Annotated in this window: 17 protein-coding genes; 9 read left to right on the top strand and 8 right to left on the bottom strand. The window is 68.5% G+C overall.

Annotation, left to right across the window (positions count from 1 at the left end):
• Nucleotides 1–12: 12 nt before the first annotated feature.
• From NOV65_RS04730 to NOV65_RS04710, 5 genes are read left to right on the top strand one after another with little or no spacing between them, the layout of a single operon-like run.
• Nucleotides 13–1,863: an aldehyde ferredoxin oxidoreductase family protein gene (locus tag NOV65_RS04730; RefSeq protein ID WP_257304772.1), complete on the top strand. Its 1,851-nt coding sequence runs from the start codon at nucleotides 13–15 to the stop codon at nucleotides 1,861–1,863.
• Nucleotides 1,864–1,878: 15 nt separating this feature from the next.
• The gene (locus NOV65_RS04725) at nucleotides 1,879–3,123 is read left to right on the top strand and encodes an NAD(P)/FAD-dependent oxidoreductase (protein WP_257304771.1); all 1,245 of its coding nucleotides are present in this window, start codon (nucleotides 1,879–1,881) and stop codon (nucleotides 3,121–3,123) included.
• Nucleotides 3,120–3,374 (top strand): MoaD/ThiS family protein, encoded by a 255-nt coding sequence (locus tag NOV65_RS04720; protein WP_257304770.1) that lies wholly within the window; start codon nucleotides 3,120–3,122, stop codon nucleotides 3,372–3,374. Before NOV65_RS04725 ends, NOV65_RS04720 begins: the two co-directional genes overlap by 4 nt.
• Complete coding sequence (locus NOV65_RS04715; RefSeq protein WP_257304768.1) at nucleotides 3,374–3,655, top strand: hypothetical protein; 282 nt, start codon at nucleotides 3,374–3,376, stop codon at nucleotides 3,653–3,655. Before NOV65_RS04720 ends, NOV65_RS04715 begins: the two co-directional genes overlap by 1 nt.
• Before the next feature lie 53 nt (nucleotides 3,656–3,708).
• Nucleotides 3,709–5,181: an MFS transporter gene (locus NOV65_RS04710; RefSeq protein ID WP_257304767.1), complete on the top strand. Its 1,473-nt coding sequence runs from the start codon at nucleotides 3,709–3,711 to the stop codon at nucleotides 5,179–5,181.
• Nucleotides 5,182–5,192: 11 nt separating this feature from the next.
• Here NOV65_RS04710 and NOV65_RS04705 read toward each other — a convergent pair whose 3' ends face one another.
• From NOV65_RS04705 to NOV65_RS04690, 4 genes are read right to left on the bottom strand one after another with little or no spacing between them, the layout of a single operon-like run.
• Nucleotides 5,193–5,888 carry a PilZ domain-containing protein gene (locus tag NOV65_RS04705; RefSeq protein WP_257304766.1) on the bottom strand — a complete coding sequence of 232 codons (696 nt, stop codon included), beginning with the start codon at nucleotides 5,886–5,888 and terminating at the stop codon, nucleotides 5,193–5,195.
• Between the two features lie 13 nt (nucleotides 5,889–5,901).
• On the bottom strand, nucleotides 5,902–6,642 hold the full coding sequence (locus tag NOV65_RS04700) for a metallophosphoesterase family protein (RefSeq protein WP_257304764.1): 741 nt from the start codon (nucleotides 6,640–6,642) through the stop codon (nucleotides 5,902–5,904).
• A gap of 28 nt (nucleotides 6,643–6,670) precedes the next feature.
• Nucleotides 6,671–7,822 carry a shikimate kinase gene (locus NOV65_RS04695; protein ID WP_257304763.1) on the bottom strand — a complete coding sequence of 384 codons (1,152 nt, stop codon included), beginning with the start codon at nucleotides 7,820–7,822 and terminating at the stop codon, nucleotides 6,671–6,673.
• Nucleotides 7,823–7,854: 32 nt separating this feature from the next.
• Nucleotides 7,855–9,642, bottom strand: a complete 1,788-nt coding sequence (locus NOV65_RS04690) for an ABC transporter ATP-binding protein (RefSeq protein WP_257304761.1) — start codon at nucleotides 9,640–9,642, stop codon at nucleotides 7,855–7,857.
• Nucleotides 9,643–9,732: 90 nt separating this feature from the next.
• Between NOV65_RS04690 and NOV65_RS04685 the strand changes: the two genes are divergently transcribed.
• From NOV65_RS04685 to NOV65_RS04670, 4 genes are read left to right on the top strand one after another with little or no spacing between them, the layout of a single operon-like run.
• A complete protein-coding gene (locus NOV65_RS04685; protein WP_257304760.1) occupies nucleotides 9,733–11,484 on the top strand; it encodes a M28 family peptidase in 1,752 nt (583 codons plus the stop codon).
• A complete protein-coding gene (locus tag NOV65_RS04680; RefSeq protein ID WP_257304759.1) occupies nucleotides 11,481–12,545 on the top strand; it encodes a 3-dehydroquinate synthase in 1,065 nt (354 codons plus the stop codon). Before NOV65_RS04685 ends, NOV65_RS04680 begins: the two co-directional genes overlap by 4 nt.
• Entirely contained in the window at nucleotides 12,499–14,400 is a 1,902-nt protein-coding gene (locus NOV65_RS04675; RefSeq protein ID WP_257304758.1) for a tetratricopeptide repeat protein, read from the top strand. The genes NOV65_RS04680 and NOV65_RS04675 overlap by 47 nt, the downstream gene beginning before the upstream one ends.
• Nucleotides 14,397–14,861 (top strand): hypothetical protein, encoded by a 465-nt coding sequence (locus NOV65_RS04670; protein ID WP_257304757.1) that lies wholly within the window; start codon nucleotides 14,397–14,399, stop codon nucleotides 14,859–14,861. The genes NOV65_RS04675 and NOV65_RS04670 overlap by 4 nt, the downstream gene beginning before the upstream one ends.
• Nucleotides 14,862–14,910: 49 nt before the next feature.
• Here the strand turns inward: NOV65_RS04670 and NOV65_RS04665 are convergent, their stop codons facing one another.
• Genes NOV65_RS04665 through NOV65_RS04650 form a run of 4 tightly spaced genes read right to left on the bottom strand, consistent with a single transcriptional unit; the run spans nucleotide 14,911 to nucleotide 19,763 of the window.
• Nucleotides 14,911–15,741 carry a S1/P1 nuclease gene (locus NOV65_RS04665; RefSeq protein ID WP_257304756.1) on the bottom strand — a complete coding sequence of 277 codons (831 nt, stop codon included), beginning with the start codon at nucleotides 15,739–15,741 and terminating at the stop codon, nucleotides 14,911–14,913.
• Nucleotides 15,742–15,747: 6 nt separating this feature from the next.
• The gene (gene lepB, locus NOV65_RS04660; protein WP_257304755.1) at nucleotides 15,748–16,623 is read right to left on the bottom strand and encodes a signal peptidase I; all 876 of its coding nucleotides are present in this window, start codon (nucleotides 16,621–16,623) and stop codon (nucleotides 15,748–15,750) included.
• A gap of 21 nt (nucleotides 16,624–16,644) precedes the next feature.
• Complete coding sequence (locus NOV65_RS04655) at nucleotides 16,645–17,259, bottom strand: hypothetical protein (protein ID WP_257304753.1); 615 nt, start codon at nucleotides 17,257–17,259, stop codon at nucleotides 16,645–16,647.
• Entirely contained in the window at nucleotides 17,259–19,763 is a 2,505-nt protein-coding gene (locus NOV65_RS04650; protein WP_306672024.1) for a Tex family protein, read from the bottom strand. Before NOV65_RS04650 ends, NOV65_RS04655 begins: the two co-directional genes overlap by 1 nt.
• Between the last annotated feature and the right edge of the window lie 47 nt (nucleotides 19,764–19,810).

Genomic DNA, 19,810 nt, shown 5'->3' with positions numbered 1-19,810 from the left:
GGAGCGACTGCCATGGCATGGACCAAGAACGTTCTCCGCGTGAACCTTGAGGCCGGCACCTGCACGACCGAGCCGCTGAACATGCAGTGGGCCCAGGACTACCTGGGCCAGCGGGGCCTCGCCACCAAATACCTCGTGTCCGAGATCGATCCGAAGGTCGACCCCTTCTCTCCCAAGAACAAGCTGATCTTCGTGACCGGGCCGCTCACGGCCACCATGGCCGCCACGGGCGGACGCTACTCCGTGGTCACCAAGGGGCCGCTTACGGGCGCCATCGCCTGCTCCAATTCCGGCGGCTACTTCGGCGCCGAACTGAAGTTCGCGGGCTGGGACATGGTGATCTTCGAAGGGGCCTCGCCCAAGCCGGTCTACCTTCTCATCAACGATGGCAAGGCCGAGCTGGTGGACGCCGCGCATCTCTGGGGCAAGACCGTCTGGGAGACCGAGGAGACCATCAAGACCCAGCACCAGGATCCCCAGATCCGCGTGGCCGCCATCGGCCGGGCGGGCGAGAACCGCGTGCTCTACGCGGCCATCGTGAACGACCTGCACCGAGCCGCCGGCCGCTCCGGCGTCGGCGCGGTCATGGGCTCCAAGAACCTCAAGGCCGTGGCCGTCCGAGGCACGCGCACCGATGCCTACCAGATGGCGAACCCGGAGGCCTTCTTCGCCGCCACCGAGGCCGGCAAGAAGGTGCTGGCGGCCAATGGCGTGACGGGGCAGGGGCTCCCCACCTACGGCACCCAGGTGCTCATGAATGTCATCAACGAGCTGGGAGCGCTGCCCACGCGCAACCATCGGGACGTTCAGTTCGAAGGCGCCCACGACATCTCCGGCGAGGCCATGCACGAGAAGCGGCCCACGGACGGCAAGGCCAACCTCGTCACCAATGGCGCCTGCTTCGGCTGCACCATCGCCTGCGGCCGCATCTCCCGCATGGATCCCGGCCACTTCAGCGTCAAGGACAAGCCCCAGTACCACGGTGCCTCCGGCGGCGTGGAGTACGAGGCCGCCTGGGCCCTGGGCGCCGCCAATGGCGTGAATGACCTCGAGGCTCTCACCTACGCCAACTTCCTCTGCAACGAGGACGGCTTCGATCCCATCACGTTCGGGGCCACCGTGGGCGCCGCCATGGAGCTTTACGAGATGGGCGTCCTTACCGAGCAGGAGGTGGGCTTCAAGCTACCGTTCGGCTCCACGGAGGCCATGGTCAAGCTGGCGGAGCTGACGGCCAAGGGCGAGGGCTTCGGCAAGATCATGGGCCTGGGCTCCAAGCGACTCTGCACGAAGTACGGCCATCCCGAGCTGTCGATGACGGTCAAGAGCCAGGAGTTCCCGGCCTACGACGGGCGTGCCCTGCAGGGCATGGGTCTGGCCTACGCCACCAACAACCGGGGCGCCTGCCACCTGCGCGGCTACATGGTGTCACCCGAGGTGTTGGGCATCCCCGTGAAGATGGAGCCCCAGGCCACCGAAGGGAAGCCGGCCATGTTGAAGGCGTTCCAGGACCTCACCGCCGTGGTGGACTCCGCGGGCATCTGCCTCTTCACCACCTTCGCCTGGGGCCTGTCGGACATCCAGTCGCAGATCCAGGCCGCCTGCGAGGGCGACTGGTCGGAGGAGCGGCTGCTCCTGGTGGGCGAGCGCATCTGGAACCTGGAACGCGAGTTCAATCTTGCCGCAGGGTTCACGGCGAAGGACGACAACCTCCCGCCGCGGCTGATGAAGGAACCCGCCAAGACAGGTCCACAGAAAGGCGCTGTGTCCAAGCTCGACATCATGCTGCCCGAGTATTACCAACTCCGCGGCTGGACCAAGGAAGGCGTCCCCACCGCCGAGACGCGTTCGCGCCTCGGCGTGTGAGCGGCAGATCGTCCCATGCGACACCTCATCATCGGAAGCGGTCCCGCCGGCGTGGTCGCGGCGGAGACCCTGCGCAAGGCCGACCCCGCCGCGGAGATCACCCTGCTCTGCGGCGAGGGGGAGCCCCCCTATGCCCGGATGGCCATCCCCTACCTGCTGAAAGGGGAGATCCCCGAGGCGGGCACCCACATCCGCCAGGATGCGGAGCACTACGACCGCCTGCGCATCCAGCTGGTGCAGGCCCGGGCGAAGGGCATCGATGTCGCCACCCGCACCGTGGACCTGGGTGACGGCCGGGCACTGCCATTCGATCGACTGCTGATCGCCACGGGCTCGCATCCCAGCCTGGAGAAGATCCCGGGCATGGACCTGCCTGGCGTGCACAGCTGCTGGACCCTCGAGGACGCCCGGACCATCCTCGCCAAGGCCCGGCCCGGCACTCGCATCGTCCAGATGGGCGCCGGTTTCGTGGGCTGCATCATCATGGAGGGCCTGCTGTCGCGCGGCGTGGACCTCACCATCCTCGTCCGCAGTGGCTACATGGTGCGTCGCATGATGAACCCCACCGCCAGCGGCATGATCCGCAAATGGTGCGAGGCCAAGGGCGTGCGGGTCCTCACGCACACGCAGCCCCAGGGCATCACCCTCCAGGATGGGGTCCTCCAGGTGGCCCTGGCCGGGGGAGAAATCCTGCCCGCCGATCTTTACCTCAGCGCCGTCGGCGTTGATCCCAACCTGGGTTTCCTGGGAGGCAGCGGCATCGAGGTGGGTCACGGCGTCCTGGTCGATGCCAGCTTGCAGAGCAGCGTCCCGGGCATCTATGCCGCGGGGGACGTGGCCGAGGCCACAGACTGCCTCACCGGTCAGCGGCGGATCAACGCCATCCAGCCCAATGCGGTGGAGCAGGGCCGCATCGCGGCATTGAACATGGCCGGGAAGCCCGCCGCGTTCCGCGGCAGCTTTGTCTTCAATGTGCTCACCACCCTCGGCCTGGTCTCCTCGTCCTTCGGGGAATGGCAGGGCGTGCCGGACGGGGAATCCACCGAAGTGCTCGACGAGGCCCGGTACCGTTACCTGAATCTGCAATTCGACGGCGACCGGCTCGTGGGCGCGAACTGCGTGGGCTTCGCCGACCACGTGGGTGCCTTCCGTGGGCTCATCGAGGGCCGGGTGCGCCTGGGCAAGTGGAAGCAGCGCCTGCTCGAAGATCCCACGCAGATCATGAAGGCCTACCTGGCCGCGGCCCATCGGGTGGCATGAGAATCACCCTCAAGCTGTTCGCCTCTCTCGCGGTCCACCTCCCGGCGCAGGCCAGATCCCGGCATCGCGTCGAGATGGACGTGGAACCAGGCACCACGGTGGCTGAAGTGATCCGGCGTCAGGGCATTCCGCCGGGCCAGTGCGCCATCGTCCTGGTGAACGGCGTCTGGGTGGCTCCGCCAGAGCGGGCCGCGCGGGTGCTGGCCGAGGGCGAGATCCTGGCCATCTGGCCCCCGGTGGCCGGCGGCTGATGGACCATCACCTGGAGATGACCCTCAGCCGGGAGGAATTCCTCCGTCTCCTGCCTGGGGCGGTGGGGCTGGCCTTCACCATCGGCAAAGAGGGCGCTTTCCAGGGACGCGACGGCCCTATGCAGTGGAGGATCCACCTCCGGCCTCTCCCTGAACTCCGCCTCGGCAGCGTGTGCTTGCCTCGCCACAGGGTCGAGATCCACCTCGATGGCTATTCGGAGGAGGCGGCGGCGGCCTTCCTGGCCCGGTTCCACCGTGGCTTCCAGCGGGGCGGGGGCTAGGTCCACCCGCAACTGTGCCCAAGAATGACCTGCCGGTCCCGTATAATCCCCGGATGCCCACTCAGCGCCCCGCCGGAATTCTGCGAACCTTCCCGCCCGTCTTCTGGCTGGCGAACGTCATGGAGCTCTTCGAGCGGGCGGCCTACTACGGCCTCAACTCGGTGCTCGCGGTCTACCTCACGAACGAGGTCGTGAAGGGGGGCCTGGGCTTCACGGAGCAGTCCGTGGGCTTCCTCCAGAGCCTGATCTACGCCTTCACCTACGTCATCCCCATCGCGGGTGGTGCCCTGGCGGATCGGTACGGCTACCGGCGCATGCTGCTCTTCGCCTTCTCGATCCTGGCGACGGGGTATTTCATCGCTGGGAATGTGACGTCCTATGGGGCGGTGTTCGCGGGGCTCCTCGTGATGGCCACCGGTGCGGGCCTCTTCAAGCCGATCATCTCCGGGACCCTCGCGCGCACCACCACCGAGGAGAACTCCGGGTTCGGCTTCGGCATCTACTACTGGATGATCAACATCGGGGCCTTCCTCGCACCGCTGGTCGTGAGCGTGCTCAAGGGCTTCTCCTGGCGCTATGTGTTCATCGCCTCGGCCCTGTACTGCGCGGCCATGCTGGTACCCACCATCTTCCTCTTCAAGGATCCCCCGAAACCGGCGAACACCAAGAGCCTGCGCGAAGTGGCCCACGGCGCGGCCATGGTGCTGGGCGATGCGCGCTTCATGCTGATGATCGTGGTCTACTCCGGCTTCTGGATCCTCTACTTCCAGAGCTTCGGCTCGGTGCTCTGGTACCTCCGCGACTTCGTGGATGCCACGCCCGTGAACCGGTTCTTCGCGTCCTTCGGCGTGCCGTTGAAGTTCGATGCCGAACACGTCACGGTGGTCAACGGCGGCACGATCATCCTGCTGCAGGTGCTCGTCAGCCGGCTCGTGAAGAACATCCGGCCGCTGCCCACCATGGTGTCGGGCATCGTCATCGGCACCATCGGATTCCTCTGCCTCGCCGCCTCCACCAACGTGTGGGTGTTCATCCTGGGCATCTCGGTCTTCTCGATCGGCGAGATGACGGCGCACCCGAAGTACTACAGCTACGTGGGGCTGGTGGCCCCGGCGGACAAGAAGGCCGTCTACATGGGCTATGCCTTCCTCTACGGCGTCATCGGCAGCCTCATCGGCTCCAGCCTGGGGGGCATGCTTTACGGCTCCATGCTGAAACCCCTGGTGGGCCAGCCCGGTGGCCCGGCGGCGGCGCGGCTCTTCTGGCTGCTCTTCGTGGCCCTGAATATCCTCGCGGCGGTGGGGCTCGTTCTCTATGACCGGAAATTCTCCCTCGATACGCCGGAGACGAACGAGAAGGCCCGGAAGATCATGCTGGGGATCTACGTGCTGCTCCTGGCCGCGGGTGGGCTGTTCGTGTGGTCGGCGGTCTCCGGGGATTCCGTCTCCTACAAGACCCTGGTCCAGGCGGTGATCATGCTTGCCCTCGGCGCGGGCGGGACGATCGTCAGCCTCCGCAAGGCCTGACCCGGTAGAACTCAGCCTTGCCGGAACCCCTGGGACCGATCCGTCCGCCGCGCCTGGATGAAGCGGTGGATGGGCTCGAGATCCATGTCGGGGCCCGGAAGCAGGACCACCCCCAGCCGGGTGGGATAGTCCTGGCCTTCGAGGTAGGCCAGGTGCCGGACCTCGCCGGGGCAGTGGAGGACCGAGCCATCCGGCAGCTTCGCGTCGATCTCCACCGGGGTGTGGAGGTCCACGATCAGGGCCTCCTCCAGGGCGAGGCCGACGCCGGTTTCCGTGAGGTTCACCAGCAGGGCGTCGAGGATCCGTCCGCCCAGGCCCACGCGGACCTTCAGAGGCGACTGCTCCGGGGCGGCCACGCGCATGTCCCGGCGGCGGTGGAGGTGCGCAGGCTCGCGGGGCCAATCGAGGCGGAGGAGGGTGTCTCCACCTTCCTCGGGCAGGGGGGAGAGCAGGATGGATTCCAGCGTGAGCACCTCCTCGCCGAGGAGGACGGTGAGGGTGACGGGGGTGCCTTCAGCAGGGACCGCATCCCGCACGTGGAGACCGGACAATTCCAGGGCCGAACCGGGGCGGAAGCTGTGGATGCGGAGATCGCCCAGCAGCCGGGAACTGACCCCCTGCAGCCTCAGGCTTGCCACGGCCTTGGTGAGGCAGGCCTGGAGGAGGAATTGTTCCAGGACCGGGGCCGACAAGGAGGAATGTCCCATGGGGTGGTGCCTTTCAAATGCCTTGGCTCAGCCGGTCCGCGAGGTTGGCGTGCAGCCCTGCGGCCAGGATCGCTTTGGCGGCGCCTTGCACATCGTAGTCCAGGCGGTGGAGGCGCACCCGCCGGCGTTTGGGGTCATAGGTCATGAACGAGACTCGCGGATCGCGGTCCCGGGGCTGGCCGACGGAGCCGGGGTTCACCAGATAGCGGCAGTGCGGCTGCATCTCGAACCACTCGCCCGACTGGAGGCAGATCCAGTTCAGCCGCCCCTGGGCCTCGTCCAGCTCGAAGCAGCCCGGCAGGTGCGTGTGGCCGAAGAAGCAGAGGGGGCCCTGGAAGGCATCGAAGGCCAGGCTGATTTCGCGCATGTGGAGCAGGTAGGCGTCCTCGTCCATGGGCGAGCCGTGGGCGATCTGGTAGTCCTCGCCCACCCAGCCGGGCCCCACCGGCAGGTCCGCCAGGAAGCGCCAGTTGTCCTGCCGCAGCTTCTCCCGGGTCCAGTCTGCGGCCTGCCGGGCGGGCAGGCTGAAGGCGCCGTAGGGCTCCAGGCCCGCGCAGACCTTGTCGTGGTTGCCCCGGACCATGAACCGCGGCCGCAGCTCGCGCACTTTGTCGAGCAACTGGTTGGGGTGGGCGCCGTACCCCACCAGGTCCCCCAGGAGCACGAACCGGTGGATGGCCCTCCGCCGCGTGAACCGCAACACGGCCCGCAGGGCGTGCAGGTTCGAATGCAGGTCGGAAAGGATCAGATCCAATGGGATATTCCTGGGGAGAACGTCTAGTCTACCAAGCCGTCATCATGGCGGAGACAAGATCCTCAGGGCCATGGCCGAAAGGAAGCAGGACGGGCGCAAGAGACCAGGCGGCGGCGCGGGTCGCGCAGCGGGCCATGAAGGCGCTCCGGTCCTGGGCCAGCGGGCGCCTGGGATCCTGTCCCACCCGCCCCCAGGCCCGGGTCGGGGGCTCGGCCAGCCACAGGGGGGCGAACCCTGCCGCGACGACCAAGTCCCGGTTGGCGGGAGCCTCCCAGGCACCCCCCCCCAGGGCGACCACCGCGGGCGTGGTGAGCAGGGCAGGCAGCAGGCGCGATTCCAGGACCCGGAAGGCCTGTTCGCCACGCTCCGCGAAGATCGCACTCACGGGAACCCCCTGGCCCGCCTCGATCACGTCGTCCAGGTCGTGGAAAGGCAGACTCAGCCGCTGGGCCAGAGCCCGGCCGAGGGTGCTCTTCCCGGCGCCGCTGCCGCCCAGGATCACCACGCCCTGGCCCGGCCGGAAGGGGGGCCGGACTTGCCACCGCGCGCGCTGGACCTCCCAGCCCAGGGCGCCGGGATTGGCGGTCCGGTGGAGTTCGCCCACCATGGCCAGGGCTTCGGCCCCGGCCTCGAAGCAGGTGACCGCATCGGCCGGGCCCAGGCCCCCGATGGCGATGGGTGCGAGGCCCTGGGCCCGCAGCTCCGCGCAACCGGCCCGCAAGCCCTCCAGGCCGATGGGGGCCGCATGGTCAGGCTTGGTGGCTGTGCCCCGGAACGGGCCTACGCCGGCATGGTCACAGGCCGGGTCGACAGCCTCCCACTCAGCTGGACCATGGGTCGAGGCGCCGATATGGCAGCCGCCCAGGCCTGGGAGGCGGAGCGCTTCTGAGGCCGGCAGGTCGCCCTGGCCCAGGTGCAGGCCCCAGGGGGCGAGCCCCTCCTGGGCTGCGAGGAGGGCCAGGTCCGCCCGGTCGTTCACGCAGATGAAGGGCCAGCCGCCGTTCGCCGCGGCATCCGCCAGGGCCGCGCGCAGCTCCAGCCACTGGGCTTTCGCATCCAGGGGCTTGCCCCGGAACTGCACCAGCGGGAAGCCCGCCTCGCCCAGACGCCGGATCTGGGCCGACAGCGGCTCGGGACGCGAGGCGTCAGTGATGGGGTAGAGGGGCGGGAGGGGGAGCATGGGACATCAGTCTACAGACCGGAGCCCGGATCCTAGGCCGCTTCCCCATCCGCGAACTGCAGCCGCACCAGCTTGGCGTAGACGCCGTCCTGGGCGATGAGGCCGTCGTGGGTGCCGCGCTCGACGAGGGCGCCCTGATCCATGACCCAGATCTCGTCGGCGTCGCGGATGGTGGAGAGGCGGTGGGCGATGGTGAAGGTGGTGAGGCGGTGGCTCACGCGCTCGATGACGGTCTGGATCTTGGCTTCGGTCTCGGAATCGATGTTGGCAGTGGCCTCATCCAGCAGCAGTACGGCGGGTTCCAGGTAGAGCATGCGGGCGAAGGCCAGCAGCTGCCGCTCGCCGGCGCTGAGCTTCTGGCCCCGCTCGCCCACCTGGGTGTCCAGGCCCTGGGGCAGGCGGCCCACCAGATCCTTCAGCTGGCTCTGCTCCAGCACGGAGGCCAGTCGCGCCTCATCCATGGGCCGGTCCAGCACGATGTTGTCGCGCAGGGTGCCGGAGAAGACGAAGACATCCTGGAGCACCAGGCCGAAGAGGTCCCTCAGGCTGCGGAGCTTCAGGTCCCGCACGTCCACGCCGTCCACGGTGATGCGGCCCTCGTGGGCATCGTAGAAGCGCATGAGCAGGTTGATGAGGGTGCTCTTGCCGGCGCCGGTATGGCCCACCACGGCCACGCGGCGGCCCTTGGGGATGACCCCGCTCAGCTCGCGGACCACCTTCCGGCCGCCCTCCTCGTAGGCGAAGGTGACGTTCTCGAGACGCACCTCGCCGGAGAACACGGCGGGTTTGGCGTCCGGCGCCTCAGGAATCTCCTCGCGGTTGTCCAGCAGGCGGAAGATGCGCTCGCTGGAGGCCAGGGCCGTCTGCATCACGTTGTAGCGCTCGGCCAGTTCCCGGATGGGCCGGAAGAACCGCCCCGACTGCTGGATGAAGGCCAGCAGCAGGCCCCAGGTGATGGCCCCGGCCTGAAGCTTGAAGCCGGCGTAGAAGATGAGCGCGGCCAGGGTGCCGGAGGTGATGAACTCCACCACGGGGAAGAACACGGCGTAGGCGAAGATGGTGCGCAGGAAGGCCTGGAAGTAGTCCTCGTTCAGGCCCTTGAACTGGGCGTCGCTGCGCGCCTCCTGGGCGTTGACCTGCACGAGGCCCATGCCCGAGATCTGCTCCTGGAGGAAGGCGTTGATGGCGGCATAGCGCCGCTGCGTCTCCCGGAAGGCCTCGCCGGCGCGGCGGCGGAAGATCTCCGTGGCCACCAGCAGGAAGGGCAGGATGCCCAGGGCCACCAGGGCCATGCCCGGGTGGGTCCAGAACATCCAGGCCACGATGGCCAGCAGGGAGAGGGCATCCCCCACGATGGCCACGAAGCCCGAAGCGAACATCTCGTTCAGGTTCTGCACATCGCTGGTGACGCGGGTCATGAGGCGGCCCACCGGGTTGCGGTGGAAGAAGTCCGTGCTGCGGCCCATGAGGTGCGCGAAGAGCTGCACCCGCAGCTCGAGCATGGCCTTCTGGCCCACCCGGGCCAGCAGGAAGTAGCGGGCGAAGCTCACCAGGAAGCCCGCGACGAGCACGCCGAAGAAGCCCGCGATCATGGGCGCCGCGCCCCGCAGGCTGCCCTGGTCCATGAACCGGTTGATGAGCCGGAGGGTCAGTTCCGAGGGCATGACCTCGAGGAAGGCGCCGAGGGCCATGAGGCCGAACAGGGCCAGGAGCGCCGCCCACTGGGGCCGCAGGTAGCCGGCCAGCCGCCAGAGCAGCGTGTGGCGCATGGGCTGCTGGTCCACCCGGTCGGATTGGAAGAAGGCTCCCTGTTCGGACATGGGGTCATTCTCCCACAGGCGCCCCGATTACGGCTCGAACCAGGACGGATCCCCCTCCCGCCTGTAAAGTAGAAGATCTCCGGAGACGACATGGGCCCCTGGATTTCCGCCTTCCTCGCCGCCGCCCTCGTGGCGCAAGTGCCACCGTCCGGATCCGCGGTCGAGGCCCGGCTGCGTCGGGACGTGGCCTTCCTGGCTTCCCCCGCCCTCAAGGGCCGGGGTAATGGGTACCCGGAGCTGGAGCAGGCCGCCGGACGTCTCCTCCGGGAATGGAAGTCCCTTGGCCTGAAGGCGCAGATCCAGCACTTCCCCTTCATCGCGAAGGTCATGCGGGAAGAGCAGGGCGCCCTCCTGACCCATGGTGAAGCGTCGCGTCCGCTCATCTGGGGCCGCGACATCGAGGCTTTCGGCTACAGCGGAGATGCGGATTTCCGCATGAAGCCCCTCGCCTTCGCCGGCCATGGCGTGCGGATCCCCGGCGGCTACGATGATCTCGCGGGCCTGGATGTGAAGGATCACGTGGTGGTCATCGCCCGCACGCTGCCGGACATCGATGTCTTTGCCCACCTGCCCCGGGGCGAGCGAAGCCTGCTGGCCCGCGTCAAGCGCCTGGAAACCGGGAAGGCCGCCGCGGTGCTCGTGCTGGAGGACGGCCCCGTCCGCCCCCTGCAGCGGGAGGAGGGGCCCGTGAAGCTGGACATTCCCGTGCTCAGCCTCTCGGCGGATGCCCTCGGGGATGCCTGCGGCGACCTGCGGGCCCGGCTCAAGGCCATCCGGGACACGGGGAAACCCGCCAGCCAGGACTTCATCTACGCCCCCTGGACCACGCTCACGCTCAAGCTGAGGCTCCGCCGCGAAGAGGCCCAGGTGCCCAACGTGGTAGCCGTGATCCCCGGTCGCGATCCGAAGCTCCGAAAGGAATACATCGTCCTGGGGGCTCACCTGGACCACCTGGGCCTGGGCGAGCGCCACAGCCTGGGCGGCGCGGAGGCGCGGGGGCAGGTGCATCCCGGCGCCGATGACAACGCCTCGGGCACGGCCATGGTGGTGGAGTTGGGCCGGGAGCTGAAGCGGGCCCGACCCCGGCGCTCCATCCTGCTGATGCATTTCGGCGGTGAGGAGGAGGGCCTGCTGGGCTCCAGCTATTGGATCCAGCACCCCACGCACCCCCTGGAGTCCGTGAAGTTCATGCTCAACTTCGACATGGTGGGCCGGCTGGATCCCGCCGCCCCGAAGCTGCTGATGGGCGGCCTGGGCGCTCCGAAAGCCGCGCTGGAGGCCGCGAAGAAGCTCGCGCCGGAAGGGTTCGCCATCAGTGTGGATGTGGGCGCGGCCGTGGGCGGTTCAGACCACATGAGCTTCTCCCAGGCGAAGATCCCCACATTCTTCTTCTTCACGGGGATCCACGGCGAGTACCACCGGCCCACGGATACCGCGGACCGCATCAACTACGCCGGGATGGCGAAGCTCGCCAGCTACGGCCGGACGGTGGCGCTTGACCTGGCCAACGCGGATACGCTGCCCGCCTTCGATCCAGAGACGGCCAAAGTGGTCATGCGGGGTGACGGCGGCCCCATGCGAGTGGCCTTCGGCACCCTTCCCGACTACGCGGACAACCCGAAGGGCTTCCGCATCAACGGCGTGTCCCGCGGGTCTACGGCCGAGGCCATCGGGCTCCAGGCCGGCGACATCATCATCGGATTTGGTGGCCGGACTGTGAAGAACATCTACGATTTCATGGACGCCCTCGGTGCCCACAAGCCCGGTGACAAGGCCGTGATCCAATGGCTCCGGGGAGACCAGATCATGCAGGCCGAGGCTACGTTGAAAGGCCGCTCATGAGGCTCGCCACACCCACCGGATTCGCCACGGAAGTCTTCCTCCAGGAGACTCCGGATCCCGCCCTTCTGCCCGAGGGTCCATGGACCCTTGTGGGCGACCTGCGCCTGCGGGAAGCCTGGCTTGGCGCCGGGCTGCCGGAACCCAGCCACGCCCTCTGGGTGTCGGTGTCGGAAGACGAGAAGAAGCTCCGGACCCTCCTCCCCTGGCTGGAGCACTGGGCCCGGGTGCCCCTGCACCGGGAGGCCACCGTGGTGGCCCTGGGCGGCGGCGTCCTGTCCGACATGGCCGGCCTGGCCTCGGCGCTCTACCTGCGGGGGGTGGCCTGGCAGGTCTGGCCCACCTCCCTGTTGGCCATGGCGGACGCGGCCCTGGGCGGCAAGACCGGCGTGGACCTCGCCGCCGGGAAGAACCTGGTGGGGGCCTTCCATTCGCCTCGCCGCCTGGTGGCCTGCACTTCGTTCCTGGAGAGCTTGCCCCCCCGGCACCTGGAGAACGGTCGCTGGGAACTGGTCAAGACGGCCCTCATCCAGGGCGAAACGACCTGGGCTGTGGAGATGCTGCAGGGTGGTCCGGTGAAGATCCCCTGGGTGGAGCGGACCCTGGCCTACAAGGCCGGCGTGGTGCACCGGGATCCCCGCGAGGCGGGCGAGCGGCGGCTGTTGAACCTGGGTCACACGTTGGGCCACGCCCTCGAGGCGGCCTCGGGCTACGGCCTGCTCCATGGCGAGGCGGTGGGGCTGGGGCTGTTGTGCTCCTGCCTGCTGGCCGAAGATCTCGGTCTGAAGCCCTTCCCGCCCGCCTTCCTCGAATCGCTGGCCCGTCGGCTCGCACCCCTGGCGTCCCTGGTCGCCCCCTGGCCGGCCTGCCTGCCTCTGCTGCTCCGGGACAAGAAGGCCAAGCATGTTCCGGGGCCCGCCGGCGACGAGCCGGCCACCGAGATCGACTGCATCCTTCCGCGCTCCGGGGAACCGGCGATTCAGCGCACACTGGCGCCCCAGGTCTGGGAATCCCCCCATGCCCGTCTCATTGATCTGCTCGACCGAGAGGCTTCCCGTGCCTGATTTCCGGCTTCCTTTCCTCGCCGTCCTCCTGGCCACGAGTCTGGCCTCCGCCCCTCCGGAGGATGCGAGGGCGATGATGCTCCAGGCCCGCGCCCTGCAACTGCGCGGGGGCGGCTCGGACCCCGTGGCGGCCGCGGCCATCTACCGGCGGGTGGCCGTCCTGGTGCCCGAGAGCGCCGAAGTCCAGCTGCGGCTCTCAGAGGCCCTCCAGGAATCCGAGGATGCCCCGGGTGCCGTGGCGCCCGCCCGCCGAGCCGTGGCGCTCGCGCCCAGGAACGCTGAGGCCCGGGCCCATCTCGGCCTGCTCCTCTACCAACTTTTCCAGAAGGATGAAGCCCTGGCCCCGGAGGCGGCCCGGGAACTGCGCGCAGCCACGGCCCTGCTGCCCCAGGATCCCGAACTGTGGGCGCGGCTGGGGGAGGTTTCCGAACGGATGAAGGATGGCGAAGGGGCGCTCCAGGCCTGGTTGCACCTGGGCCGCCTCCGCCCCAGTTTCCAGTCGGCCTGGGAACGGGCGGCCATCCACGCCCGGGCCCTCCAGAACTATGAGGGCAGGCGGGAGTCGGTGCTGGCCCTCAACGCCCGGAACCCGGAGGAACGCCACCTCCGGTTGCTGGAGGAACTGGCCCGGGATCAGATCCAGGCCGGCTATCTGGCCCACGCCGAGGAGAGTTTCCTGCTGCTGGCCCAGCACCTGCCGCAGGAGCCGGGGCTTTGGGAAAACGTGGCCCTGGTGCGCCTCCAGACCTCGCGATTCGAAGAGGCCCTGGACAGCCTGGGGAAGGCGGAAGCCCTCAAGACGACTCCCCGGACCACCTTCAACACAGCTCGTGCCCTCATGAACCTGGGCCGGTTTAAGGAAGCTGAAACCAGGTTGGCGGCGCTTCTCGCGGGAAAGATCGAGGAGACCGGTATTGCCGACGGTTCCCAGGCCCTGTACGCGGAGACGCTGTTGCTGGAAGGCAAGGGCGGTGCCCTGTTGGCCTACCTCAAGGAGCATCCGGGCCGCCCCCAGGTCGCCGGCGAGTTGCAGGTGTTCACCTGCCAGGCCCTCATCAGCCGAAACGACTGGAAGAGCGCCCTGGCGGCGCTGAAGGACGGCATCGCACACTTCCCGAAGGTGCCTTTTTTCCAGCAGGCCGCGGCGCTTCCCCCCGAGTACCTGGAGTATCGCTTCTTCTCGCGGAAGGAGAGTCGGGCGGCCCTGGAGCAACTCCATCTGGAGGGCATGGCGGCCATCTGGTCCGAATTCCAGCGCTGGGACAAGTGCCTGGTGGCGCTCGAAAAGGCCCGCACGCTGGGGCCCATCAAGAACGTGGACATCCTGATCATGCAAAGCAGCGCCTATGAGCAGATGGGACGCACCGATGATTCCCTGCGGGTGCTCCGCGAGGCCCAGAAGGCGAACCCGGACAACCCCATGGTGCAGAACAACCTGGGGTACCTGCTGCTGGAACAGGAGCGGAATCTGGAGGAAGCCGCGGCCCTCATCGAGGCCAGCGCCAAGGCCACACCCGACAATGGCAACGTGGTGGATAGCCTGGGCTGGGCCCAGTTCAAGCTGGGCAGGATCGCCGAGGCCGAGGTCACTCTCCGCCGGGCCGCGGAGCTGAGCCCCTTCAGCCCGGAGGTTCGCAAGCATCTGGGCGAAGTATTGGTGAAGCAGGGCAAGCTGGCCGAGGCGGCCGAACAGTGGGAACGGGCCCTGGCCTTCGTCTTTCCAGACCGCCCGGCCCTGGAGAAACGGCTGGGGGAACTCCGGGTCCGCCTGGCCCGGGAACGGGCCCAGAAGGTTGAGGACGCCCAGGCACCCGCGCAGGACGCCACCCCGGATGACGATGAGGATCAGCCATGATGCCCCTTCAGGCACCCCCGGCCGAGACCGCGCCCGCCCCGGTCCCCCCCGTGCGGGCCCAGTACGGCTGGGGCTACTCGGGCGCCAGTGGTGAGGGGACAGGGACCTTGAACCTGCTGATGGAGCCCGGTTCCGGGCGCCTGGTTGCGGAGCTGCACGGGCTGGGAGAGCGCCTGCTGCTGCTGGAGGGCGACCGGGCCTCGGGCTATCGGCTCCAGGTGCCCCGGCAGAAGCTGGATCAGCGGGCCGCCACCCTGGCGGAGTTGCCGTTGCCCTTTCTTCCCCAGGTGGCCAGTGTCGAGGCTCTGCTGCGCCTGCTCCAGCTGGGTGAGGGCCCGGGTGTGTCCGTGCTGAAGAAGGACGCCGCAGGCCCCTTGAAGCTACACTGGCGGGGCAGGGATCCCCAGGGCAAAGACGAGCAGGTCTGGCTGAACCGGAAGCGCTGGGAGGGCGGGAAGTAGGTTCTGGAAGCCCGTTCCCGCTGAAAGCACCGCCGCGTTCGTGGCGAGGTCAGTGCGCCGGCTTCGCCGGGACCGACGGCCTTCCCGCCGCCATCCAGGCGGTGAGGATGGCATCCCCGAGGTGTCGCCCGGCCAGCTGCAGCTGGCCTTTCACCACCGGGCCCTGCTTCGCCCAGAAGATCATCCAGTAGGCCGGCGTGCGCTGCTTGCCCTGGCTGCCCATGGGCGTGGTGCGGTCGGCGGCCCGGTCGTCCTCCAGCAGCTGTGGCACCAGGGCGTGGGCGGCGCGGAGCCAGTCCCAGGGGCTTTCCATGATGTGGGGATCAGCCTCCGCCGGAAGGGCTTTCAACGCTTCCCGTTGGACGTACCGTTCCACCAGACCCGATTCCCAGCGGCTGTGGACGCCGCGCTGGTTCGTGGCCTGGCCATCGTGATTCTCGGTGGTGTGCAGCGGCACATGGGCGTCCGCCACGTAATGGCTGAGAATCGAGGTGGCCGCGGCCACCCGGGCGGCATCGCCCGACCGGAAGGCGTCCACCAGATCCCGCCACCGGTCCTGGATGATCCAGGGCACCACGCCCTGGCGGTAGAAGTCGCCGCCGAGCTGGGCCTGGGCCTGCTCCACCGTGCGGGGGAGGTGGTCAGGCCCGCCGTAGGGCTCCATGTCCAGGAAGTGCCGGGGTCCTTCCTTGCGATCCTGGCGCCAGTGGTCGGGATCCGAGGCGTGGTCCTCCACCTCGGCTTCCCGCCCCGCGTACCATGCCCGGGGGCCCGAAGGCAGGCCCTCCAGGGCCAAGGCGCAGGTGATGCGGTGGCCCTTGTCGCCCCAGGCGGAGAGGGGCAGGGCCGCGAGGAGCAGCAGGAGGAGAGGAGTCTTCATGTCCGGCTACTCGGGAATGGTGCCGGTCCGCTCCCAGCGGGTGCGGGTGAAGAAGTGGCGGGCGGCGTCGATGAAGTCGGCGGCCACGTCCGTGGGGCCCTCGGGCACCCGGCCGTTGTCGTTGTCCGTGTCACCCTCGCGGAAGCTCCACCACACGATGAAGGGCCGGCCCCGGAGATGATCCGCGGGCAGGAAGCCCCAGTAGCGGCTGTCCATGCTGTTGTCGCGGTTGTCGCCCATGGCGAAGAGGTGGCCAGGCGGTACGGTGACGGGGCCCAGGTTGTCCTTGAACCCCTCCTGGATGAGGCTGTTCATGGCCTGCATCTGGTTGCGGTCGTGGAGGGCCAGCACTTCCGGATCCGCATGGCGCCACAGGCCCACGGGATGTTCCGCCTCGCCGGCATTCCGGGTCAGGGGCCAGGGCCCGGGCGTGGGGCCTTCGGGGCTCCGGCCGAACATGTGTTCGAAGGGGCCGGTGACCTGCTTGCCGTTCACGTAGAGGCGCTTGTTGCGCATCTCTACCGTGTCGCCCGCCAGGGCCACGCAGCGCTTCACGTAGTCCTGGTCGCGGTCGATGGGGTAGCGGAACACGATGATGTCGCCGCGCTTCACGCTCCGCATCGGGAACAGGGTTTCCTCCCAGGCCCACTGGGGCTGGGCGAAGATGAACTTGTTGGCCAGCAGGTGGTCCCCGATCATCAGCGTGTTGCGCATGGAAGCAGAGGGGATCTTGAACTGCTGACCCACGAAGGTCTTGAAGAACAGGATCAGGATCATCGCGAAGCAGATCACTTCCAGGTTGTCCCGCACGGCGCCCTTGGCGGCGCCGGGAGGCAGCTCGATCTCGGCTTCAGGGGTCTTGTCGGCAGTATCAGCGGCCATGTCGGCTCCGGAAATGGTCGATCAGGGACGTCGATCAGGAAGAGGGGCGGGAGGCAGGTCCACGAACCCGCGGGCCACCAGCCGGTTCACGGTGACCCAGCCATCACCATGCTCCTCCTGGGCTTCCACTTCGCCGAGATTGGGCAGGTAGAGGGTTCGGCGGCGGGGCCCCTGGAGGGGTCGGGCTTCCACCCACACCCCCACCGGATCGGAGGTCGCCGGCAGGAGCTTGGCCCCCTCCCACTTGGCGCGGCCCACCACGCGGAACTGGACGCCGCGATCCTCCCAGGCTGTGGTGGCGGGGAAGCCCGGCGGCAGCGTCTGGGCCACCACGCGGCGATCGTCGCCCAGGAGGGCGATGCCACCGTCCTGGTGCCGGACCAGCAGGCTCATCTGGCCCCGGAGGTTGGTGAGATCCAACTGCACGAGGCGCGGCGCGCCCGGTGCCATGGACGACCGGCTTACGCGCACCTGCAGCCGGTCCGCCGAGCGCTGGGGCTGGGGCTGGGAGGGATCCTCGAAGGCCAGCGTGAGGCCCTCTTCCCAGGGGCCGTAGACGGGCGAGGCCCCGCGGGGTTGGCAGGCCAATGACAGCGCCAGGAGCGCAGGCACCACCATTGGCAGGGCTGGGCGCATCAGCGGTGCCCCTTGCTGAACTTGGCGACCAGATCGGTCAGCGAGGCTCCCGAAGCCGGAACCGCGGGCTCACGCTTGGGCTGGGGGGGGCGGGCGTCCCGCTCAGGCCGGGGTGGCCGGGCCTCCTGGGCGCGCGGGGGGCGGGTGCCTTCGGGCCTCGGGGGGCGAGCACCTTCGGGGCGCGGCGGACGTGGTCCTTCCGGGCGAGGCGGACGCGGGCCCTGGGGACGGCCGCCCGCTTGGGATCCTGCCTGCGTCCCGGTTTGGGGCCGAGGTGGGCGGGGGCCTCCCTGCGGCCGGCCGGGACCTCCCTCTGGACGGCCCTGATGACGCCGGTGGTGGGGTTGGGGCCGGTCGGCGCCCTCGGGGGCGGCCAGCATGGCCTTGATGGACAGGGCGATGCGCTTGGCTTCCAGATCCACGGCCAGCACCTTCACCTTCACGGCCTGGCCCACGCTGAGGGCGTCCGCGGGGTTCTTCACATAGCGGTGGGCGATCTCGGAGAGGTGCACCAGACCGTCCTGGTGGACGCCCACATCCACGAAGGCGCCGAAGTCGGTCACGTTCGTGACGATGCCCTGGAGCTCCATGCCGACTTCCAGGTCGCTGGGCTTGTTGACGCCTTCGCGGAACTGCACGGCCTCGAACTGGTGGCGGGGGTCACGGCCGGGCTTCTTCAGCTCGGCGAGGATGTCCTTCACGGTCTCCACGCCGGCCTTCTCGTCCACGAAGAGCTTGGGATCGAGGCCGTCCAGCACCGCGTCATTGCCGATGAGCTCCGAGACGGTCTTGCCCGTGAGCTGGCAGATGCGCTGCACCACGGGATAGCTCTCAGGGTGTACGGCGGAGGCATCCAGCGGATCTTCGCCGTCACGGATGCGGAGGAAGCCCGCGGCCTGCTGGAAGGCCTTGGCGCCAAAGCGGCCGACCTCCATGAGCTGCTCCCGGCGCTTGAAGGCGCCGTGCTCGAAGCGGTGGGCCACGATGCTCTTGGCCAGACCCTCGCCGATGCCCGCCACGTAGGCCAGCAGCTTGTACGAGGCGCTGTTGAGGTCGACACCCACGCGGTTCACGCAGCTCTCGACCACGTCATCCAGTCCCTTCTTGAGGGCGGTCTGGTTCACGTCGTGCTGGTACTGGCCCACGCCGATGCTCTTGGGATCCACCTTCACCAGCTCAGCCAGGGGATCCTGGAAGCGCCGCGCGATGCTCACGGCGCCGCGCACGGTGACATCGTGACCAGGGAATTCCTCGCGGGCGATGTCGCTGGCGGAATAGACCGAGGCGCCGGCTTCGCTGACGCTCACGCAGATGAGGCTCGTGCGGTTCGTCTCGCGCAGCCACTCGCGGATGAAGGCCTCCACCTCGCGGCCCCCGGTGCCGTTGCCGATGGCGATGGCTTCGATGGGGTTTCCGGTGCAGAGCTTCTCGAGGATGGCGCGACTGCCATCCAGGTCGCGCTTGGGCTCCAGAGGGTAGATCACCTCGTTCTGCACCAGTTGGCCCAGACGATTGATGACCACGAGCTTGCAGCCCGTGCGGATGCCCGGGTCCACGCCCAGGGTGCAGCACTGGCCCGCGGGGGGCGCCAGCAGCAGGTGATCCAGGTTCGTCTGGAAGACCTTGATGGCTTCTCCGTCGGCCTTCTTCTTGGCCTCGTAGCGCACCTCGGATTCGATGGTGGGAGACAGCAGCCGGTCGAAGGCGTCGCCCGCCACGTCGTTCAGGAAGCGCCGGTACCCGCTGGCCGGGTTCACGGGCACCTTGGAGACGAGCTGGCTGACCAGGTTCTCGCGCTCCACCAGGAGCTTCACGTTGAGGATCTCCTCCTTCTCGCCGCGGCGCAGGGCCAGCAGGCGGTGGCTGGGGATCTTGCGGATGGGCTCGGAGAAGTCGAAGTAGGGCTTGAAGCGGAGCGCCGCCTGGTCGGCCTTGCGCTCTTCGCGGATCTCGGACTTCAGCACGCCCTGCTCGTGGAACTCCAGGCGCAGCCAGGCCCGGATGTCGGCGTCCTCGGTCAGGCGCTCGGCCAGGATGTGGCCCGCACCCTCCATGCACTCGGAGGGTGAGCGCAGGCCGTCCTCGTCCTTGATGAAGGGCTCGGCGATGAGGAAGGGGTCCGCACCGCTGTCGTCCGCCAGCAGCGAGTCCAGCAGGGGCTCCAGGCCGCGCTCCCGGGCCACCGTGGCCTTGGTGCGCTTCTTGGGCTTGTAGGGCAGGTAGAGGTCCTCGAGCTCGGCCTTCACCCAGGTGGCCTCGATCTTGGCCTTGAGTTCGGGACTGAGCTTGCCCTGCTCGTCGATGGACTTCAGCACGGTCTTCCGGCGGTCCAGCAGATCCTTGTAGTAGGCATGGCGATCTTCGACGGCGCGGATGGCGACCTCGTCGAGCGATCCCGTCGCCTCTTTGCGGTACCGGGCGATGAAGGGCACGGTGTTGCCCTCCTCCAGCAGCGCCACGATGGCAGCTACGCCGGCGCGGGGGAGCTTGAGCTCCTTGGCCATGAGGTCGAGCACTTGATCCACACCTGCTCCTTGCGATCCCGAAATCG

This window comes from Geothrix campi, assembly GCF_024609265.1.
GTDB lineage: Bacteria > Acidobacteriota > Holophagae > Holophagales > Holophagaceae > Geothrix > Geothrix campi.
Note: the sequence above shows the minus strand (reverse complement) of the source record. Positions and strands in the feature narration are given on the sequence as shown.

What these genes read in the sequence shown, in the direction of transcription:
- NOV65_RS04710 (WP_257304767.1), top strand. Translation starts at nt 3,709, where the DNA reads ATGCCCACTCAGCGCCCCGCCGGAATTCTGCGAACCTTCCCGCCCGTC.
- NOV65_RS04690 (WP_257304761.1), bottom strand. Translation starts at nt 9,642, where the DNA reads ATGTCCGAACAGGGAGCCTTCTTCCAATCCGACCGGGTGGACCAGCAG.
- NOV65_RS04650 (WP_306672024.1), bottom strand. Translation starts at nt 19,763, where the DNA reads ATGGCCAAGGAGCTCAAGCTCCCCCGCGCCGGCGTAGCTGCCATCGTG.
- NOV65_RS04725 (WP_257304771.1), top strand. Translation starts at nt 1,879, where the DNA reads ATGCGACACCTCATCATCGGAAGCGGTCCCGCCGGCGTGGTCGCGGCG.
- lepB (WP_257304755.1), bottom strand. Translation starts at nt 16,623, where the DNA reads ATGGCCGCTGATACTGCCGACAAGACCCCTGAAGCCGAGATCGAGCTG.
- NOV65_RS04705 (WP_257304766.1), bottom strand. Translation starts at nt 5,888, where the DNA reads ATGGGACATTCCTCCTTGTCGGCCCCGGTCCTGGAACAATTCCTCCTC.
- NOV65_RS04665 (WP_257304756.1), bottom strand. Translation starts at nt 15,741, where the DNA reads ATGAAGACTCCTCTCCTCCTGCTGCTCCTCGCGGCCCTGCCCCTCTCC.
- NOV65_RS04685 (WP_257304760.1), top strand. Translation starts at nt 9,733, where the DNA reads ATGGGCCCCTGGATTTCCGCCTTCCTCGCCGCCGCCCTCGTGGCGCAA.
- NOV65_RS04670 (WP_257304757.1), top strand. Translation starts at nt 14,397, where the DNA reads ATGATGCCCCTTCAGGCACCCCCGGCCGAGACCGCGCCCGCCCCGGTC.
- NOV65_RS04730 (WP_257304772.1), top strand. Translation starts at nt 13, where the DNA reads ATGGCATGGACCAAGAACGTTCTCCGCGTGAACCTTGAGGCCGGCACC.
- NOV65_RS04655 (WP_257304753.1), bottom strand. Translation starts at nt 17,259, where the DNA reads ATGCGCCCAGCCCTGCCAATGGTGGTGCCTGCGCTCCTGGCGCTGTCA.
- NOV65_RS04695 (WP_257304763.1), bottom strand. Translation starts at nt 7,822, where the DNA reads ATGCTCCCCCTCCCGCCCCTCTACCCCATCACTGACGCCTCGCGTCCC.
- NOV65_RS04680 (WP_257304759.1), top strand. Translation starts at nt 11,481, where the DNA reads ATGAGGCTCGCCACACCCACCGGATTCGCCACGGAAGTCTTCCTCCAG.
- NOV65_RS04675 (WP_257304758.1), top strand. Translation starts at nt 12,499, where the DNA reads ATGCCCGTCTCATTGATCTGCTCGACCGAGAGGCTTCCCGTGCCTGAT.
- NOV65_RS04715 (WP_257304768.1), top strand. Translation starts at nt 3,374, where the DNA reads ATGGACCATCACCTGGAGATGACCCTCAGCCGGGAGGAATTCCTCCGT.
- NOV65_RS04720 (WP_257304770.1), top strand. Translation starts at nt 3,120, where the DNA reads ATGAGAATCACCCTCAAGCTGTTCGCCTCTCTCGCGGTCCACCTCCCG.